We start from the raw sequence: 20,248 nt of genomic DNA, 5'->3' as shown, positions 1-20,248 counted from the left end.
TGAACATCCTCCTTCAAGGGATCACTACATTATATTTGTTGGAAAGCGCTGAGGCTTATCTCATAGACCATGATGGTCTTTTTTCCATTGGCCGAATCGTGGGCCATATCTATATTTACCCCAATGATAGAGGATCTCAAACACGAAAGAGGACAATTCTTTATTTTTTGGCAAGTTATGCGGCTTATAATCAAACCAAAAAAGCAGTCGGAATCTCTTCCAACTGCTGGTTTAACAAGGTTTTGACGAACTACATTCGACGTTATAAATAAAGAAACTATGCGCTATCACGATCCACTGTTTTTTCGCTTTCACGAATGATCTGCATCTCGTCTGATCCGCTACGGACAATAATGTGCACATCCCCGTCTTCAGGTACAATGTCCACGTAACGGTCTCCGAACGTATCTTTAGCTTCCCATTCGTTTAATCGAATGATCAATCCCAGGTGATGCAGACCCGGAGCAACGCGGAAGCGGGCTTCGGCGGCATTTCCGACTTGTTCCAGCCGTACTGCTCCGTCCTCCATACCTGTGCCCCATACCCAGACATCCCAACCTTCATAGTGCTGGTCTTCCCGTTCGTATCGAAGCGTGACGGTTCGCGAAATCTGTTTATGAATCGTTACACCAAGCGTTGCCCGGATTCCTCCAGCTTCAGCAATAATATGGGTTACTCCAGGTGTCATCGCACGTACGATCCCTGCTGCACTCACCGCTGCAAGTTCTGGATGAGAAGAGCTCCAGCGTATATTCGAATCCTGAAGCGGCTGACCAAATTGATCCAGAACCAAGGCACGGAAGCGACTGATTCGAGTCATATACATGACAGGTTCGCCCACAATTTCGATTCGTTCAGCATGACGATAATCCACTTGTAACATACAGCTTGCCGTTATGTCCCCACAATGGACTGTAATCGAAGCTTCCCCTCGTTCCAGTGCATGGATTGTTCCATCAGGCTGGATCTGAATGATATCCGGATCAGAAGAAGTCCAGGTAACTGGAGCTTTTTCTACTACATTGCCAATGCTGTCCCTTACAATCGCTCGGAGTTGAACGGTCTCTTTCGGACTATATACCTGTCTTGGAAAACTAATCTCCAGGGTGGCCGGATCAGCGCCTCCAGCACGCTCTGTATCGTACAAAACCATCAATGACCACCGTTCTACCCGAACAGTGCCACGGACGGTCTCAATCAGATCCGTACCTGCCTGATGATCATTGACCACGACATGCCAGTCACCTTCCCCCAGGTCCACATGTTGCTGATGTTCGGTTCCGTTATAGATCACCATAATCTGATTCCAGGTGTCCTGATTCGCGCCATCCTGAAGCATAAATACAACTACATTGCCGTCAGCACGAATGATACGAAGGTGATTCCGTACCTGTTCGGCATCTATCATACGAAAGGCGGGATGTGTACGTCGCAGATGGATCAGACCACGATAGTAGTCAAACACCGGTCTGAACCGCGATTTGTTGGCCCATGTGATGGTATTCACCGCATCTCCGCTCCGATAGCTGTTATGATCACCGGCTTTGGATCGGAGCATCTCATCTCCTGCATGCAGAAACGGAATGCCCTGGGAGGTGAGCAGAATGCCGGAAGACAGTAACGAACGACGAACCATCTCATGATCCAGTACATCATCTGCATCCACATACCGATATGGATCTGCTGCTTTTACCGCCGACTCAGCACTCCCGCCTCCAACCGGCTGTCCGTCCTTCCATACGGGAAAACCTAATTCATGTCTGAGGTTCATCGTTGTTGCGATTTTATCCCACAGATTCAGATTGTCATGGGCAGTTACATAATTGACGGTTTCGACAGGTGAAGATGTAAAATCATCCAGTGCCCCCGCTAATCCCCTAGAGATCTCATATTCCTGCCCCCCGGCACCTGTGACAAACCCTTTTCCACCACCATCACTGTCTCCCTTAATTGCACTGCGAAAATGATCATTAAATACAGCAAATCCCTGACCTCGCTGTGTTCCTTTTAACGTTTTGCGGTCCAATGGCGATTCTCCACCCGTCCAGGGTTCCCCATAGACCAGAAACGCCGGATCGATCTGTTCCCGTAGTTCGCGCGTTAATTCATTCATCGTTTCCGTATCAATCAGGGCCATGAGGTCAAATCGAAATCCGTCCACATGATATTCTTCTGCCCAGTATCGGAGAGAATCGAGAATATATTTTCGCACCATTGGGCGTTCTGTCGCCAATTCATTGCCTACACCAGAACCATTACTGAGGGTGCCATCCGCCCGATAACGGTAATAATACCCGGGTACAATTCGATTAAAAGGTCCTTCTTCCACGCTATACGTATGATTATAGACAACGTCAAGCACAACACGAATGCCTTGTCTGTGCAGTGATAGAACAAGTGATTTGAACTCCCGAATGCGAACCGCAGGATCACGAGGATCAGTCGCATACGAACCCTCGGGAACGTTATAATGCTGGGGATCATACCCCCAGTTGTATGGTACTCTGACATTTGAACCCACATCCGCCGCAGCGAGTTCATTCACTGTCTGATAATCCGCTACAGGCAAAAGATGCACATGAGTAACTCCCAGTTCGGCAAGATGGTCTACCCCAATGCTATTCCCCGCTCTATCAGTGAGTCCAGATGCTGTGAACGCCAAATATTTTCCCTTATACGGAATGTCCGCATGGGGGTCGGAGGAGAAATCACGTACATGCAGCTCATATAGGACAGCATCCACCAGACGCAGAAAAGCAGGTTTGACATCCAGGTCCCAATCGACCGGATGGGTCGTTTCAGGATCTATAATGGCCGTTCGTTGCCCATTAGCTGTGACCGCTCTGGCATAAGGGTCAGCAACCACTTCCATTCGCTGTTCATCATGTATAATACGGTACATATAAAAATGTCCTGCCCAATCGCCGTTAAGCTCCAGACTCCATATCCCGTCCGCATCACGCGTCAGAGAATATTCCTGCCCACCATCATGATCTTGTACTTTGCCACTATCGTTGTAATGCCCTTCATCTTCAAAAACCAATAAATAAACCTGTTGTGCCGTAGGTGCCCACAATTTAAAAGTACTTGCTGCACGAGTATATGTTAAGCCAAGATCGTTGCCTTCGTAACGAAAAGAAGTCCATTCCGGCATCGTTCCCACCGCCTTTATATCCATTGATTTCGTGTTGTCCCGATGTTACGGAGCGGGACGTTGTTTGTCAACCCGGGGTTGTCTGTACTCATCATATCGGTTCGATTCGAATATTCAATTAGCAATCGCTTTCAAAATATAGATATGTAAACAAGCGCCATAGATTGACAGCATTTGTACCTGTCCTGACAAAAAAAGTTTGGAATATACAAGAATATCATGCAGGATGTCATTTGGTTGAGATTAAAAATGTACTAACCGGTGCACAGCATAAAGAAGGTCGAGACATGACGATGTATAGTCCTGCGACCCAGGCAATGGTTTCAGAAGCATCAACAAATCCCCCTTTCAAACGGGAAAGAAGGATTTGTTTTATCTCAATTTATTTGATTAAATTTGATTGGACCGTTCGATTCTTGGCAAGCATTGCGTTCATAAGGAATTGGAATACATCACCGTTAGGGATATCGCATTCACATGTACCTGTCCGTCCTGTATGGTACGTATCGTATCAACGCCTGCTTGTCCTTTTTCTACAATCACATTCCATGTCCCTGTGGGAACAGCGATGTCACGATTTTCTTTTGCCGCGTTATAGATAACAACAATACGTTCCCATGAATCGCTGGCTGCTGTACCGTTCAGTTCATAGGCTAGCAGCCCATTGCCTTTCTCGATCAGACGAACATGCTTCTCGATCTCTTCCCGAGTATTAAGCCGAAAGGCTGGATGTTCTCGCCGAAGACGGATCAGCCCACGATAATAATTAAATACCGGCTTGAACAGCTTCTTCTGCTCCCAGTGTATGGCATTGACCACGTCTCCACTCTGGTGGCTGTTGGCATCCCCATATTTGCTACGAAGCAACTCATCTCCAGCCGCGATCAGGGGAACACCCTGGGAGGTTAGAACGATACCATTGGCAAGCAGACAACGTCTAACGGTCTCATTCTCCAGAATGTGTTCCGAATCGATCTGCAGGTACGGCTTAGCCTTCTCTACGGCCTCTTCCACACTCTGGCATCCACGAATACTTCCATCCTCGTCATAGGTGAGGAAATTCAAGGTATCGTGGAGTCCTTGTGTACGCGCGACTTTATCCCACAGATTGAGATTATCATGCACGGTTACATAGTTAATCGTCTCGGATGGATCATCCGTAAAATCCTCAATGGCTCCCCGGACGCCAGTCCACAATTCGTCTTCTTTTCCGTCCGCGCCTGTCGCAAATCCCGTACCCATGCCATCGCTGTCTCCCTTGATCACTCCGCGGAAATTATCGTTAAACACAGCAAAACACGCCCCGCGCTGTGCTCCTTTTAGGGTCATATCATCTCCAAGCGGCGAATCCAGTGCGCCCCATGGTTCACCATATAACAATATGGAAGGTGACACTTCGGTGTGCAACTCCGCTGCAAGCTGTTTCATTGTAGCTGTGTCGATTAGACCCATCAGGTCAAATCGAAAACCATCCACATGATACTCCTCTGCCCAGTAACGGACCGAGTCGATGATAAACTTACGAACCATGGTGCGTTCAGTAGCCACCTCATTGCCCGTACCTGAACCATTGCTATAGGTCCCATCGGCGTTTTGACGATAGTAGTATCCTGGTACAAGTTTTTCAAAAGAGCTGCCTGCCGTATCAAACGTATGATTATACACCACATCCATAATGACACCTATTCCCTTGTTATGAAGGGCAAGCACCATGGATTTGAACTCACGAATTCGTGTCTCCGGATCATCTGCACGTGATGCATAGGAACCTTCCGGGACATTGTAATGAAGCGGATCATATCCCCAGTTATAGTTGGAGTCATCAGACGTATCACCATCTACTCTGGATTCATCCACCGTCGCAAAATCAAATACAGGAAGCAGATGCACATGGGTGATCCCGAGTTCAACCAAATGATCGATCCCCAGTGTGTTACCCTCCGAATCACGCAGACCCGTCTCGGTGAAAGCCATGTATTTGCCTTTATTCGTTATACCAGATGATGGGTGAATGGAAAAATCACGTACATGCAGTTCGTACAGGACTGCATCTACAGGACTGGTCAATTGCGTGCGAATATCCTCACTCCATCCATTCGGATGTGTCTGCTCCAGTCTGACAATTACACCCATTTCTCCATTCATGGTCACTGCTCGTGCGTAGGGGTCTACAGCATTGGTTGAATGTCCATCTTCGAAAGTAGGCTTATACATGTAACGGTAGCTACTTAAATCACCCTCCAGTTCCAGAACCCAGATGCCTTGTTCTTTCTTTTGCATAGGTAACGCCTGCTGTTTCTGTTGATTGGGCTCTTCTTCCGGGCTCCCCCCTGTCAAAGGTGGGTACAGAAGTAGTTCCATCTGAACAGCTAACGGTGACCAGACTTTGAAGTGACAGGTTTGTGCTTCTAATGTGACACCTAAATCTCTTCCTTTGTATGTATCTTCTGAAATCATTATTTCCTGCTTATCCTCTTCAATCATGTGTGTTGTTCCCCTCTCGTTGAGAAAATTGATGAATATGGATGGTACGAGTGCTCCTTACCCTTTATACCCGTTCTGCTGCCCAACCATAATCCGAATTACACAAAAAAGAAGACAAACGTCATGTAGATTCACATTACGCTTGCCTTCTTTATGGGTAAAACGATATCTCTCTAATGTGGTACCTGGGATTGGAAATCATTCCGGCTGGATTGATCGGCGTGGTACAAAACCACGTCCCCATCTTGCATCGGCCAGCTTCTCCCCTGATTATCTACCGGGTTGTTATCAAAACCTTCCATTTGCCATTGATTCATCAACGGTGCATGAATATATTGCAGATGCGGTGCACTCGTATTGCCACTGCGCAATGTTTCGATATTGAAGTTAACCACAATGTAACCGTCCCTCAGAAATACCATTGCCTTCTCATCCAACTGGTTTTGTCTGGCAAGTGACTCGAGATCGGTTCCTTTGGGCACTGCATATACATCTGCGGGCAAGCTATATTCCCCATACCAGCGCTGAATCGCTGCATTCGCCCGATCCACATTAACACTGGAGGGAATATCTGCTTTTGGGCCAATGAGTGTACGGATCTGTGAAGGAAGAATCATCCAGTCATAACGACCTACCCACGTTTTATGATGTGAGGTCTGATCCACGAAACGAACCATATGTTCCGCCATTGTACCCTGATTGCGTTCCTCCTCCGACAGTTCATAGGTATACTGATAACGCGCTGTATCACCTAACTCCGTACCGGGGACATTCCGCAACCGTGAGTTCAAGACAACAAAACGTTTTTCTAAATCTTGTGCCGATCCGATACGAATGAGTCGTTCCTGTCCTCGATGGTAGTATAAATCCACTCCTTGCCGGGTGGTGCCATCTCTACTCACAAAAGAGAACGTCGGCGTGATTCGGATACCATCCTGTTTCCCAAACATATTACCCTTGGTTTTCAGATCAAACTTGAAATGGTAACCCGTCTTCACCGCTGCATTTCGGAACCCCTGTACCGGATGACTGCCGGGACGAATAGGCAGGACATAGGGAGCCAAATTACCTCGGGGATCTCCGTCTATACGGTTTTCTCCGGTCCAGTAGCTTACACCCGTTGGTTCGGGGCTGCCCATCCGCTTACGGAACACATTCTCCCAGTTGTAGTCTGAAATATCAGTGATGTGAAAATCATATAATCGTCCGATAACCTCTACAGCAACGGTATCTGCTGCGACATGATGGGTCAGATTGGTGTTCGCATCCTGTTGTTCTGTGAAGTTTGCAGGTGCATTTTCGGCGATATTTCGAAACTCAACCTGGTAATTCCCTTCATCTACCCATACAGGAAGATAAAAAGGGGTGTCCAACTGATTTACCGGAATATCCACCCATGTCATGGCCGGAATAAACTGACTTCTGGCACCGTTATAGACATCAAATGGGAAACGAACCTGTTTGATCCGGAAATATTTCGCATAATCATGGTTTCCATAACCTGGGTAACTCGCTACATCCAAATGTTGATCTGAGGTCGGTATTCGCACAATGAATGGACGCTCTAAAATAAGTGCAGCTCTGGTCGGATCAGGCGTAGTCTTCTGATTATGAGGCTGATCATCAGACACCCAGGCATAGTTCACAACTGGAGTATGTACTGTCACCGTGTTAATTCCCAGAATGGGGAACTTCTGATCCTGACCTCCGTTAACATTGCCAGGGAGCAGTCCATACGTAATCTCACCCGTGGTCGGCTGGTTAGCTTTGTTCATCAATGTGTTCTTGATTGTCAGACGATTCTGGTACAGAACATTTTCTCCAATCACGCCAGGCTGCGGGATCGTCCCAGGTCTTGGAGCTGTTTGCTCCACCGGGGCAGGATCCATAATTGTCGCTCCATTAAAGGTTACCTTGTCGTTATTAACGGTGTTCTCTCTAACCTCCGCTTGAGCTTCAGATTGAAACAATGACGTTTCATCTGGCGTAGAAGGTTCAGTAGAACCACCCGGAACCCCTTTGATGCCAAGATCAATTTCTCGACATGGCGCAGGTTTCACATGATTAGTAACCGCTGTATCCATAGCTGATTGCAAAGTTGGTGGTGTATATGCGTTGGGCGTCAGGGTCACGGTGTCACCATAACCGCCTAGCGCATAGTTAGATACCTTTGCCTCATTTAACTTGTATACCTCCAGGTTGTCGATCTGCCAATAGCTATATGTCCGTGTTACTTGTATATTTTTATCCCCAGGCACATCAAGTTCTTTGGGCTCAGGAGGTGTTCCTGGATCCCCCTCACCACTAGACGCTCTTCCCGGGATCGTCCAGGTTTTATGATAAACCCTTTTCACTTTAACGGTGTAAGTCACCGTTCCTGTCATGTTAATCCAACGGTGCTGAAACAGATATTCCTTGGCCAAAATATTGGCATAGAGATCTTCCGAAGTGGGAATACCACGGGTAACATCAAACTTCTCAGATCCACGCTCGTCTGCCTTCAACACACCTCCAACAGACGGGTCCATAACCGATGCTTCAATAACCATGCCTCTACTCGGTGGGCTGATGGTCACAGGGCAAGCGTTCACAGGGTCGCCCCCCGGATCACCATCATTACCACCTTCTCCATTATCTGTGCAATCCTTCACCTCAAGCACCTGAGTCCCTTGTTCATCCAGTTGCTGAGCAGAATCAAGAAAATGAGCTTTGATGGTAGTGCTACCCACGATCCCTTTTGTCGTGATTTTGCCATCAGTGCCGATCGTTGCCACAGCCGGATTCGAGCTCTGCCACGTCAATTTAGGATGAGCTGTCAGTTTATGAACAGAGCGATCCGGTTTGGTTAGAACTGCTTCCGCCTGTAGTGGTGTTGTATTGGCTTTACAAGCGTTCGGCAAATTCACCACGAGTCCTGGCTCAGACGTAACGGTTATGGTGGCTGTATCCGAGATGAGATATGTACCATTGTTCCAGATTGCACGCACAGTGACCGTACCCGGACTTTCGGCCGTTAACATCCCTGTTTTCAACTCTATACTCGCAATTGTCTCGTCAGAAGAAAACCATTTGATCTCCGTTTCCCTTCGCGATACGTCGATGCCCCCATTAAAATCTGTCGCACCATAGCCCTTTGTCTTCACCTTGGCTTCCATCTGTTGCGTTTTCCCTATGGTAAGGGTTGAATCTGGGGTTACATCGATTTCTTTTTCTTCGTGAATCTTACCTTCCCAGAAGATGCTAACAGGGGTGTGGTATACCATCTTATATTTGGGTTTATTGCCTGGCCTAGTCCCATAAGGTTCCCTTTCAAAGAACTCAAACCCTTTGCCAGTATATGTTCTAAGATCCGCATTTTTTTCACTTGTAACTCTTGGACTACCTATTCCTTCATAACTATTTACCTGCTGATATTTTACACCATCAGGATCGTTCTTTAACTTAATATCAGTTACCATTTCCTTATCAATTCCTATACCTCTATATGGCTTCCAACTTAGTGGCGGCCATCTACTCATATCAACATTATCAGGAATTTCTGTTTTTACAGGGTATGCATCATAATCAGTTCCTCCGTTATCCACATCTTTGTGTGTGCCTTGATATTCTGCCCTAAATTCTCCTGAATCAAGTTGATACCAGTAAACTCCCGGTGTTCCTTGAGTTGGGTTTGCATCAACTGTTACTGCTGGCCCTTTCATGGATTTGGAACCATATTGTTCTTCTACGGCATTAGCTTTAAGAGTATCAAAAGTGCAGTAATAGACTGGTAATATCATAAATATAATTACTAGGATTCTATATAAACTTTTAAAACCACCTAGTAGATAACGTTTAATATTAAATTTAAACACCACCAAAAGTTCTATTGATAGATTTGAACTTCTTTACCAGCATCATTCTTCAACATATATCCTCCCTTTACAGGATCCAGAGTATGTGATGACCAAAATTTGGTAGATATCCCTTGCTTCAACATTGCGTTTGAATCGTCTGGTAAAGTAATAAACTCTTTTTCTTTCAAATAGCTCACGTTAAATAATCGTTGAATTGGAATAGCTATATTATCATTCGCTCTAGCAATAGTTAAAAGATTTGACTTATCAAGTTTTGAAGTAAACGTTATCTCAGCGTAGGTAGAGAAGCGCCCCTTTTGTGCCCTAGTCAAGTTATTTTGATCTACAAATAACGTGGCGTACAGTCCCTTGGGCTTAGTCCCTCGGGTATCCACTACGATAAATCTATGGTACCTTACGACCCCCACATTATTTTTCAACGTGTACTCTGTGTTAACTATATCTCCGAAGTTACCTTTAATATATTTGTAATTTGATACTGTCGTTAAATTCGTACCCGTCGTGCCAACCTCTCTCATTTCATTCAGGTCACTATACTTCCCCGCGTCCGTGCCCTCCACATCCATATAACGCAGCAAAATGGCTGATACTTCTGCACGAGTGGTGGAATTCGCAGGTTTTAATGTGCCATCCTGGAATCCACCGACAATGCCCGTCCCACGGACAAGGGCAAGATACGGAATCTGTTCGGCACGAATGGTGCCGAGATTCACTTCCGGTGTGGGGAGCAGCGTATTCGTCGTATCATTAAAAGCATCCTGGAAGCTGGTTCCGGACTTGATCAGTCCATTTGCAATCCATTTCATCATCTCGTAACGCGTTAGCTCCGCATTTGGATTGAACCCTTTGGCGTAATCGCCAGCATTAATGAATCCTTGTCCAACAAGTTGGCTAACCGCCGCTTCAGACCAATGTCCCTTGAGATCAGCAAAGGGATTCTGCCCCTCTACCTTCTCCAGTCCAGTCGCACGGGCAAGTATGGTCGCATATTCCCCACGCGTGATTTTGCCATTGGGACGAAACGTTCCATCCTGGTAACCAGAGATCAGATTTTTTTCATACGCTTTGGCTATCGTTGCTTGAGCCCAATGGCCCTTGATATCCTTGAACTTGCTAAGAGCAGTATCACTTGTTCCCGATGCAGCATTCGCTGTTGACGTCAAATGTACGGGGCCAACGGGCAATAGTGTTCCTGCCAGTACAGCTGTCGTTAATAACCCGACGATCCACACGTTCCGTTTTTTCTTCTTCTCGTGACCTTCAATCTGCTTCTTCAATCTACTCACGCTCCTATGTACCTTAGTATGGGGATGCTTTACTTGGTCAACCTAGTCACTTCTCTTCATAACCAAAACCTAAATTTGCCATAATAATCAATATTCTACCATGTTGTACTAGGCTATTGGTATTATTTTTCGTCCATCCCCATCACTTCAAGGTGTGCGCGCCTCCTTCCATAGACCCACTTCATTCGCCTAAAACACAAAAAAAGGCCATGAATCCGCAGATTCATAGCCTTATGCTTTAAGGGTGTGGGTTTTTTTATGATATTGGAAAAATGAACTCCCTCATAGAATAAACCATATCATTCCATTTGATCAACTCTTTTTTTATATCAGCCAGCTTTATTTCCCGTTTAATTCCTTATAGGATGCTTCGAGTTCCGTGATCAATTGATCACCACCAGCTTTTCTCCAGCCTGCGATTTCCTGCTCCCAACCAGCATCATCGATTTTCCCCATAATGTACTTGGTCTGCGCATCCCAGATCATCTGATCCAGCTCCTGACCACGCTCGGTATAGATTGCCGAAGACAAGGTGAGTGCCGGATTGGCAATGGCGTACTGCTCATTCTCACGCGCCATCTTTGTACCTTTCATACCAATCGGAACATCAACCAGTTCAGGCACATTATAACCTTCAATGCTTAATAAATTATCCCGATATGGCTTCACTTCACGCTGATAAGCGTCAAAATCCTTAAGTTCGGTTTTCCCATCAGCAGTCTTGCTGTAGTGCACATCGAGCAATCCACGGAGCTGCAACGTACTCAATTCCTCATCCATCAACTGATCCAGGAACGTAAGAACCTGCTTCAATTGCTCTTCGTCCGTAACGGATGCCTTCGGGATAACCAGCATTCCGTAGTTCCCTGGCTCCCCGGCGATGCGAATACCATCGGTTCCCTGGAATGGAGCCACATCGATCTCCCCATCTGGAGCGTTAGGCGTAAGCCGCTGTTGAGAGGACTTTCCGTTCTGAGCCACACCATTCAGCTTCATGCCAACCAGGCCTGAATCCATTTTTTTGTCCGCATCAGAAGGGTCCAGGGCAGGGAAATCACTATTAATCAGTCCCTCGCTGAACAGTCGCTTGAAGAGTTTCATTGTGTCCACATATTCGGTGGTCAAGAACTCCGGAGTCAATTTCCCGGCATCATCCACTCCCCATTTGTTAACACCGCCAATACTTACAGCAATCCGCGTCAGTGGGGACGAGACACCCTCATTATACTTTTTGAAAAGCAGTGCACCGTACGTATCTTCCTTACCATTCCCATCAGGGTCATCCTTACGAATAGAGCGCATCACTTCATACCAGTCATCCAGCGTTTTGGGTATATCCAGCTTCAACGTATCAAACCAGTCCTTGCGATATACGATCGCAGTCCGTCCAATATCCCGGAAGTTCGGAATACCGTAGACCTTGCCTTCAATTTTGATATTGTTAAAATAAGCTTCGGATTGGGCAGACAGGTTTTTATAATCCTTCAAGTAAGGCCCCAGTTCCCAGAACAGTCCCGTCTTGGCAGCATTAAATGTGGTCGGTACATAATTCACACGCATAATGGTTGGCATCTCGCCTGAAGCAACCATAACATTCACCTTATCATCAAAAGCAGACTGCGGAATCCACTGTACATTAACATCCGTATTTGTATATTCCTCAATCTTCTTTTCAATCCCGTTCTCCTTGGCCGGTATATCTCCTACCTGCATTAAAGAGATGGAAATAGGAAGTTTACCTTCCCCTGCAGCAGGTGCTTTTTCTCCCCCGCAACCTGCAAGCAATCCAGCGGACATAGCACCAATTACAACGATTCCGCCTAAACGGGACATTGGACCTTTTGGACTCATGAACCATCTCTCCTTTTGGATAAGGTTATGTACACAGACCACTCCGATGACAGAACAACCTTCAGATCGCTGTTATCCCCAGATTTTTTTGATTCCCTTCTAAAGAAGGGGAAAATCCGGGGATAAGTCTATGCTTCCGATGCAGCTTTCTTTCAGAAAGCTTTTAGGCGAACGCTTCGCTTCCTCAAGTTATTTCTGTCCTCTACGTTCTCATGTACATGTTAGTTGGACTTGTAAAGTTCAATCTCCACTCCCGCCAAAATGAACGGAGCGACCGACTTCGGATCATTGATCCGAATGGACTCGGTCACATAATACTCATAGGAGCCGTCGCGATACGGGCTTCCTCCAAGACCGGCTCCGCCGTTACACTGCGTCAAGGACAGCACGCCTTCACGGTCCGTTTGCAACAGATGCTGCAGCAGACCCTGATATCCTTTTTCCGCAACCGCTTTGAACTTGTCACTTAGATATCCTTTGCGCACACCTTTGGCCAATGCATAGACAAACATCGAGGTCCCGGAAGCCTCCAGATAGTTCCGCTCACGTCCCGGTTGATCCAGCAGATGTGGCCATAGTCCGGTCTGTTGATCCTGCACATGCACTAGTGCGTTTGCTACCCGTTCGAAAATACCCACAATCTGCCCACGCTGCGGATGATCTACCGGCAGATGATCCAATGTATCCACAACCGCCATCACATACCAGCCCATAGCCCGACTCCAGACATGTGGTGAACATCCCGTCTCACCCGAACTCCAGCGCTGCTCTTTGCTCTCATCCCAGGCATGGTACAAGAGACCGCTACGCGGATCACGTGTACGTTGCTCCACCAGCAAGAGCTGCAGAGCCGCCTTGTCAAACCACTTTTCTTCACCCGTCACTGCGCCATACTGGGTCAGATACGGAGTAGCCATATACAATCCATCCAGCCACATCTGGAAAGGGTAAATCTTTTTGTGCCAGAACCCGCCTTCACTCGTATGTGGCTGTCCCTTAAGCTGAGTCATAAGCAACTCCGCAGCTTTGCGATACTTTTCTTCACCCGTTTTCTCATGTAACAGGAACAGTGATTTTCCCTGATTGATCTGATCCAGATTATATTCCTCGATCGTATAGGAGCGAATGGAGCCATCTTCCTGAACGAAATGATCCATCAGCTCACGGATATAGTCAAAATACTTTTGCTCCCCCGTGTGCATATACAGCTCCTCCAGCGCTTTCAGGAAGCAGCCGTTCTCATAATGCCAAGTGGCGTACAGCTCATGGTTGCGATAACTTTCCATGAATTGCTGTGCCATGCGCACCGATGTGAATTGTAATGTTTCCTTCATGATCAAGCCTCCGCTTCCGGCTCTTTATTGAGCCTGTTTTTTGTAATCTTCGGCATATTCCTCACGAATCTTGTTTCCACCCGCATTGCCCCAATTCTCGATTTCCTTTTCCCAGCCACTTCGATCGATCTTGCCCATGATGTATTTGGTTTGTGCATCGGCAATCACCTGATCCAGATCCGCCCCACGGTCACCATACGTTGGAGAATATAACGTCAGCGCAGGGTTTGGCACAGCGTGCTCCGCCAGTTCCTTGGCAAGTGCCGTACCTTTTTCACCCAGTTCGGTATCCTTCAATTTCGGTACGTTATATCCTTCCACATAAGGAAGGTTGTCACGGTAAGGTTTCACTTCACGCTGGAATGCATCGAAGTCACTCATCTCCACTTGATCTTCGCCCACTTTGGTGTGATGTTTGTCTTCCATACCACGCATCAACAGGGTCGCCATCTCAGGGTCCATCAATTTATCGAGGAAGGAGAGCAAATCCTTGAGTTCTTCTTCCGATTTCACCGTCGATTTAGGGAATGCCAGAATGCCGGAGTTACCCGTCTGTCCTGCAACACGATCTCCGTTCGCTCCAAGCAAACCAGCGATGTCTACCACACCATCCGGATTGTTTTTGGACAGACGCTCTTGCTGACTTTTTCCGTTCTGAGCAACACCAACACGAATACCGACAACACCGGAATCATACTTTTTCTCCGCTTCCGTAGAGTCGAATACGGCAAAATCTTGATTTAGCAGTTTCTCATCGTACAAACGTTTCAGCAGATCTAACACCTGCATATATTCCGGTGTCATGAATTCCGGTGTGAAGCTGCCATCATCCTCGACCTTCCATTTGTTAGGTGCACCAAAACTTACGCCAAGGCGAGTCGTGAAGGAATATTGGTCCTCATTGTATTTTTTGAAGAGCATCAGTCCAAACGTATTATCCTGACCATCTCCATCCGGATCGGAGGTTGCCAGTGTTTTGATCGTTTCATACCATTCATCTGGTGTGGTTGGCACCTTCAGATTCAGCTTTTCGAACCAGTCCTTGCGATAGATCACTGTAGCCCGCGCAATATCCGAGAATACAGGAACCCCGTAGATTTTGCCCTCTACCTTGATGTTGTCAAAAAAACGCTCGTTCTGTGCCGACAGATTTTTGTAGTCTTTCAGCAAAGGCCCCACTTCCCAGAACACGTCATTACGCATCGCGCTGGTCACCGTTGGGTTATATTGCACTTTCACAATTTTCGGCATATCACTTGAAGCGATCATCACATTGATTTTGTCATTGTAGGCCGAAGCCGGAATCCACTGGATATCCAGTTTGGTATTGGTATACGCTTCAATCTTTTGCTGAACTTCATTGCCCTTGCTTGGCACATCACCCACCTGTGCAATGGCTATGGACACATTTTGTACGCCGCCCTCGGCAGCCTGACCCTCGTCTGATCCGCATCCTGCCAGCAAACCTGTCACCAGTGCCAGTGTGCTCAAGACAGCTACGGCTTTCTTTTTTGTTGCTTTCATAACATGAAAACCTCCCTTTTTTTATGCAGTCATATTGAACTGACTTTGAACCATCTGCCGACTCAACCTTTCACCGAACCCAGCATCACTCCTTTGGCAAAGTGCTTTTGCAGGAATGGGTATACCAGCATAATCGGAATCGTGGAGAACACGATAACGGCCATACGAATGGTAAGCGGCTGGATCTCGGTCTCTTCGATACTTGTGTCTCCGATTCGGCTCTGTGCCAGAATGACAATCTCACGCAGCCAGACCTGGACAGGCCACTTTTCACTATCGTTGATATAGATAACAGCGCTGAAGAAACTGTTCCAGTGAGCCACCGCGTAAAAGAGTGAAAATGTCGCCATCGCTGGCATGGACAACGGTAGTACAATCCGGAACAATACACTGACATCGTTACATCCATCAATTTTGGCTGCATCCTCCAATTCGTCGGGAATGGCCTGGAAGAAGTTTTTGAGTACAATCAAGTTAAATGCACTAATAGCGGTAGGTAACATCAGTGACCACAACGTATCCGTCAGGTGCAAGGATTTCACGACAAAGTAGGTTGGAATCATCCCGCCACTGAAGAGCATCGTGAACAATACACCCAGCAATATGGGCTGGCGTCCACGCAAATATCTTCTGGAGAGCGGATACGCCATAAGTGACGTAAACAGCAGGTTAATGAAGGTACCAATCACCGTAATATAGATCGATACGCCCAGACTGCGAATCAAGGTATCTGTAGAGAAAATGTAACGGTACGCAGCCAGAGAGAACTCTTTTGGAAAAAGAATAAATCCTCCCTTAGCCACTTCATGCGGACTTGTAAACGAGACGGCCAAAATATAAATGAACGGGATGACCGTCACGATTCCAATCAACAGCAGCAAGCCATGATTGAGAATATCAAAGATCCGGTTGCCCCACGTTTTATCCTGTTGCATCAATGTTCACTCCTGTCTGGTGAAGAACGTCTGCACCCGAGGTTAGTAGACGCCTTCCTCCCCGAATTTTTTGGCCATCGTATTGGCACCAAGGACAAGCGCCAGCCCGACAACCGATTTGAACAACCCGACAGCAGCACTATAACTGTACTGTGCCTGTGTAAGACCCTTCGTGTACACGTAGGTATCAAATACCTCACCCACATCTCGGTTCGTCGGAGTTAGCATCAGGAAGATCTGTTCAAAGCCTGTATCCAGGAAATTTCCCAGACGCAGAATGAGCAAAATGACGATTGTACTGCGAATCGCAGGCAGCGTAATGTGCCAGGTTTGGCGCCAACGATTGGCACCATCAATCCGTGCAGCTTCATAGAGCTGTGTATCAACACCGGAAAGCGCAGCCAGGAAGATAATTGTGCCCCAACCGACTTCTTTCCAGATGGATTGTCCGACAATCATCGTTCGGAACCATCCAGGTTCAAGCAGGAACGCCACCTTTTGTCCAGTCAGGTTATAAAGCAATTCATTAATCGCACCACCCTCGGTTGTGAACAGCATGTAGAACACACCGACAACAACAACCCAGGAAACAAAGTGTGGAACGTAGACAAGTGTTTGTACAAATCGTTTGAACCGTTCACGGCGAACTTCATTCATCATGAGTGCCAGTACAATCGGCAGTGGGAAAAAGAATACAATGTTATAAATGGCAAGTAAAAAGGTATTCCGAAATAATGTCCAGAACTGCGGTTCTCCGAAGAAACGCTGAAAATGTTTGAACCCTACCCAGTCACTTCCCAAGATGCCCTTGTAAGGCGTGTAATCCTGAAAAGCCATCGTGATGCCATACATGGGTATGTATTTGAAAATAACAAAGTAAAGCACACCCGGTATTAACATGATATACAGCCACCGGTTTTTGATAATGTCCCTCCACAGCAGGTTTTTGTCACTGCGGGTAGCGGGCCGTGTTCGAGCCGCCGTTTCGGCTTTCATATTGTCTTCCTCCCCACATTGGAAACGATTACAAAATATCACTTCCTGAATTCATGTCTTCATTGTGGAGGATAAACGAATGACTGGCTATCGTCTCGTTTTAGCCTTTTGTTTTTCCTTATGTAGCAAGGGTTTAGCTCATTCCCCTCACAGAATCTAAAGGCATAATGAACTGCTTTCAACCTCCATATTCCTGTCTTAACTTCATGGAGGCAAGTGGTCTTCTTCCTTCAGCCAGACATGAAAAAGCCTGCCTGCCATGGCGGGCAGAGCAGGTTTGTTTTATCGTTGCTGCTCCCTGTACTTGCCGGGGGTTGTTCCTGTGATTTTGCGAAACGTACGGATAAATGCGGTTGGATTGGTATAGTTTAATTTCTCGGCAATCTCCGATATTTTAAGATTTGTCGTTTGCAGCCATGTCTTTGCTTTTTCCATACGATACTCTGCGAGATATTCCGTAAAATTGACTCCAGCTTCCTTCTTGAATACCCGACTTAGGTAGACAGGATGGAAATTAAGCTCTGCTGCACAGGCTTCAAGCGACAATTCACGATCATAACGTTCCTCGATCAAGCGAATCATGCGTCTCGCAATATTCATATATTGGGATTCTTCCTGTTCTCGCCAGAAACGGATGACGGGCAGGAACAGCCGCTTGCGGAACCAATTGGTCATTTCGTCCAATGTGGACAACTTCAGCAAATGTGACATGGATGCTTTTTCACCCAGTACTTCGGCTACATCCCCACCTTGCTCCTGTACAAGCTGATATACACGAGACAATAACTGAACCATAATGACGGGGTATTCACTGAAATGAAGCTTTTTGTCTGCAAGCAGTCCCAAATATTGCTTAAAGTAGGCGTCCGTCTTCTCCTCATCTCCTTGCTTGAGCGCAGACGCAAGCTGATCCTCGATCATACGTAACTGGGTATACAACGCGGCTTCCATCTGACCACGTGGCTGTATATCCTCGTAATGCAAAATAATACGGCTGCCCAGACTTACCCGGCCTTGCAGAGCCTCTCGGCTCTCCTGAACCGCTCTTGGCGTATCGCCAATACAAGCATAGGAACGACTGATGCCAATACTTACGGGCAGATTCAGGTAGGTCACGACACGTTCACGAATCCAGTCTGCCTGAGTATGCATCCATTCCTTCAGCTTCACCTCATCCGTCAGTTCGGAGGCAAGTACGGTGACCTGAGCATCATCCAGCATGACTGGGGTGAACCGAACTGCCGAAGGGAGTAGCTCACCCACCATATTGTTGACAGCAAACAGGAGCAGATCGCGATCCTGTTCCTCATATCGGGTCCCTTCCAAGGTATCGATCTGGAGCATGAGTACGCCAAGACTCGCCCACCCTGTCGGGAAATCGTACAATTCTCCCTGATATCTGAAATCCTCTTCCGAGATTTTGCCTGTCAGCAATTTGGTCATAAAAAACTCCTGGAGGTGCACATGCTGCCCCTTCATCTGCTCACGCATCGTTTTCTCCGAACTGAACAACGTTGACAGCTGCTCCTCGATATAGATAAATTCATCTTGACGTCGCCCTGATGGAGCAACTGGAGCATCCAGCCCCTTCGTAAATTGCAGCAGTCTGGAGATCGGTGAGTACATCCGCCGACTGCCGTATATGGCGAACAATCCCGTTACACATAACATGACAAGTGTAGCGATACCGGTAACCAATGCAATTTTCTGTGACTGGGCTGTAATCTGTCCAAGAGATACAACGGACACGTATAACCAGCCATTGAGAGGAGATTGCCTGTAACTAACCGCCACTTGATTACCTTCCACCTCCGCACTGAAGAAACCCTCTGGCTGCCCCGTCGTTTGTACCATTTCCTGAATTTCCTTATTCAGCGCGTCATATTTCCCGCCTTGCTGCATATCGTTCAGAAAATACTTCTGCTCCCGATCCAGAACGTACATATCTCCAGAATTCGTATTTCGGCTCAAGTAGGTGCTCAGTTCCGTATCGGCGATATCAATCACAAGAAATCCCTTTGGTTTCACATTGGTTGGTATCATCGGGATTTTGAATACCATACTGACCACATTATCCGATGATATAAGCGCAGGTGCCTGTTCAGGTGTTAGTTCACCCATACCTGCTGACACAGGTACACTTTCTTTGGCTGAACTGACATTCTGAGTGACCCAGAACAGGCTGTTGGTATAACTTAGGTAGGAGCCAATTCGGTCTCGAATACTGAAATCATCCAATTTGCCAAAAGAACGCATCGACACGACCCAATCTTCATCCAGATTAACCAGATAGGCTTGGTCAATGTTCGTAACCGCTTGCAAGTTGTTAAAACCGGATGTCAGATCACGAATCTCCTGAAACTCGCTGCTGTCTAGTGGTTTCTTCATCGCCTGTAGTACCAAGGGCGAATTAACATACTGGATGGATGATAATTGCAGGCTGCGCAGAACTTGTTCTACCCTCATTTGGGTCTGATGCAATATCTGAAGATTGCTCTCACGCACTTTCTGTTCAATGTCACGTGATGCAATCGTATACGAGACCGAACCAATAACAATGACCGGAAGGGCTCCGAGGATCAGGGTAAAACAGAGCAAACGCAGTAAATACTTAGGCAAGAAGAGCATCCTCCTTTATACGTATGTTTATTAAAATAAATCGCTTTCATTGGATTATTTTACTATTGTTATTTTAAAACCCATTCTTATTCAAGTCCACTCATTTATTCTAAAGGTTGACTTCAAACCAATTTCCAGTTTATATTGGTTGCATATTCCTCAATCAAAGGAGAGATTTTTAATGTCGGTGAATGTTCTTAACTAACCA

10 protein-coding genes are annotated in these 20,248 nt (G+C 46.7%); all 10 read right to left on the bottom strand.

Annotated features, from left to right (window positions below):
* Positions 1-277 precede the first annotated feature (277 nt).
* Positions 278-3,154 (bottom strand): type I pullulanase, encoded by a 2,877-nt coding sequence (gene pulA, locus AC6CIF_RS25990; protein WP_498202094.1) that lies wholly within the window; start codon positions 3,152-3,154, stop codon positions 278-280.
* A gap of 432 nt (positions 3,155-3,586) precedes the next feature.
* On the bottom strand, positions 3,587-5,638 hold the full coding sequence (pulA, locus tag AC6CIF_RS25985; protein WP_498202093.1) for a type I pullulanase: 2,052 nt from the start codon (positions 5,636-5,638) through the stop codon (positions 3,587-3,589).
* A gap of 173 nt (positions 5,639-5,811) precedes the next feature.
* Entirely contained in the window at positions 5,812-9,417 is a 3,606-nt protein-coding gene (locus tag AC6CIF_RS25980; RefSeq protein WP_498202092.1) for a DUF5704 domain-containing protein, read from the bottom strand.
* An 86-nt stretch (positions 9,418-9,503) separates the two neighbouring features.
* Positions 9,504-10,772: an S-layer homology domain-containing protein gene (locus AC6CIF_RS25975; protein ID WP_498202091.1), complete on the bottom strand. Its 1,269-nt coding sequence runs from the start codon at positions 10,770-10,772 to the stop codon at positions 9,504-9,506.
* Positions 10,773-11,120: 348 nt separating this feature from the next.
* A complete protein-coding gene (locus tag AC6CIF_RS25970) occupies positions 11,121-12,632 on the bottom strand; it encodes an extracellular solute-binding protein (protein ID WP_498202090.1) in 1,512 nt (503 codons plus the stop codon).
* A 221-nt stretch (positions 12,633-12,853) separates the two neighbouring features.
* Positions 12,854-13,966 carry a glycoside hydrolase family 88/105 protein gene (locus tag AC6CIF_RS25965; protein WP_498202089.1) on the bottom strand — a complete coding sequence of 371 codons (1,113 nt, stop codon included), beginning with the start codon at positions 13,964-13,966 and terminating at the stop codon, positions 12,854-12,856.
* 24 nt (positions 13,967-13,990) lie between these two features.
* Positions 13,991-15,490, bottom strand: coding sequence for an extracellular solute-binding protein (locus AC6CIF_RS25960; protein WP_498202088.1), 1,500 nt, complete (start codon positions 15,488-15,490; stop codon positions 13,991-13,993).
* Positions 15,491-15,552: 62 nt separating this feature from the next.
* Positions 15,553-16,425 carry a carbohydrate ABC transporter permease gene (locus AC6CIF_RS25955; RefSeq protein WP_076212380.1) on the bottom strand — a complete coding sequence of 291 codons (873 nt, stop codon included), beginning with the start codon at positions 16,423-16,425 and terminating at the stop codon, positions 15,553-15,555.
* Between the two features lie 42 nt (positions 16,426-16,467).
* Positions 16,468-17,421 carry an ABC transporter permease gene (locus tag AC6CIF_RS25950; protein WP_076212382.1) on the bottom strand — a complete coding sequence of 318 codons (954 nt, stop codon included), beginning with the start codon at positions 17,419-17,421 and terminating at the stop codon, positions 16,468-16,470.
* Positions 17,422-17,703: 282 nt separating this feature from the next.
* Positions 17,704-20,040, bottom strand: coding sequence for an AraC family transcriptional regulator (locus tag AC6CIF_RS25945; protein ID WP_498202086.1), 2,337 nt, complete (start codon positions 20,038-20,040; stop codon positions 17,704-17,706).
* Between the last annotated feature and the right edge of the window lie 208 nt (positions 20,041-20,248).

Source organism: Paenibacillus sp. GQ49 (assembly GCF_059759055.1).
The sequence above is the reverse complement of the archived record's forward strand: the minus strand, read 5'-3'. Positions and strand labels throughout refer to the sequence as shown.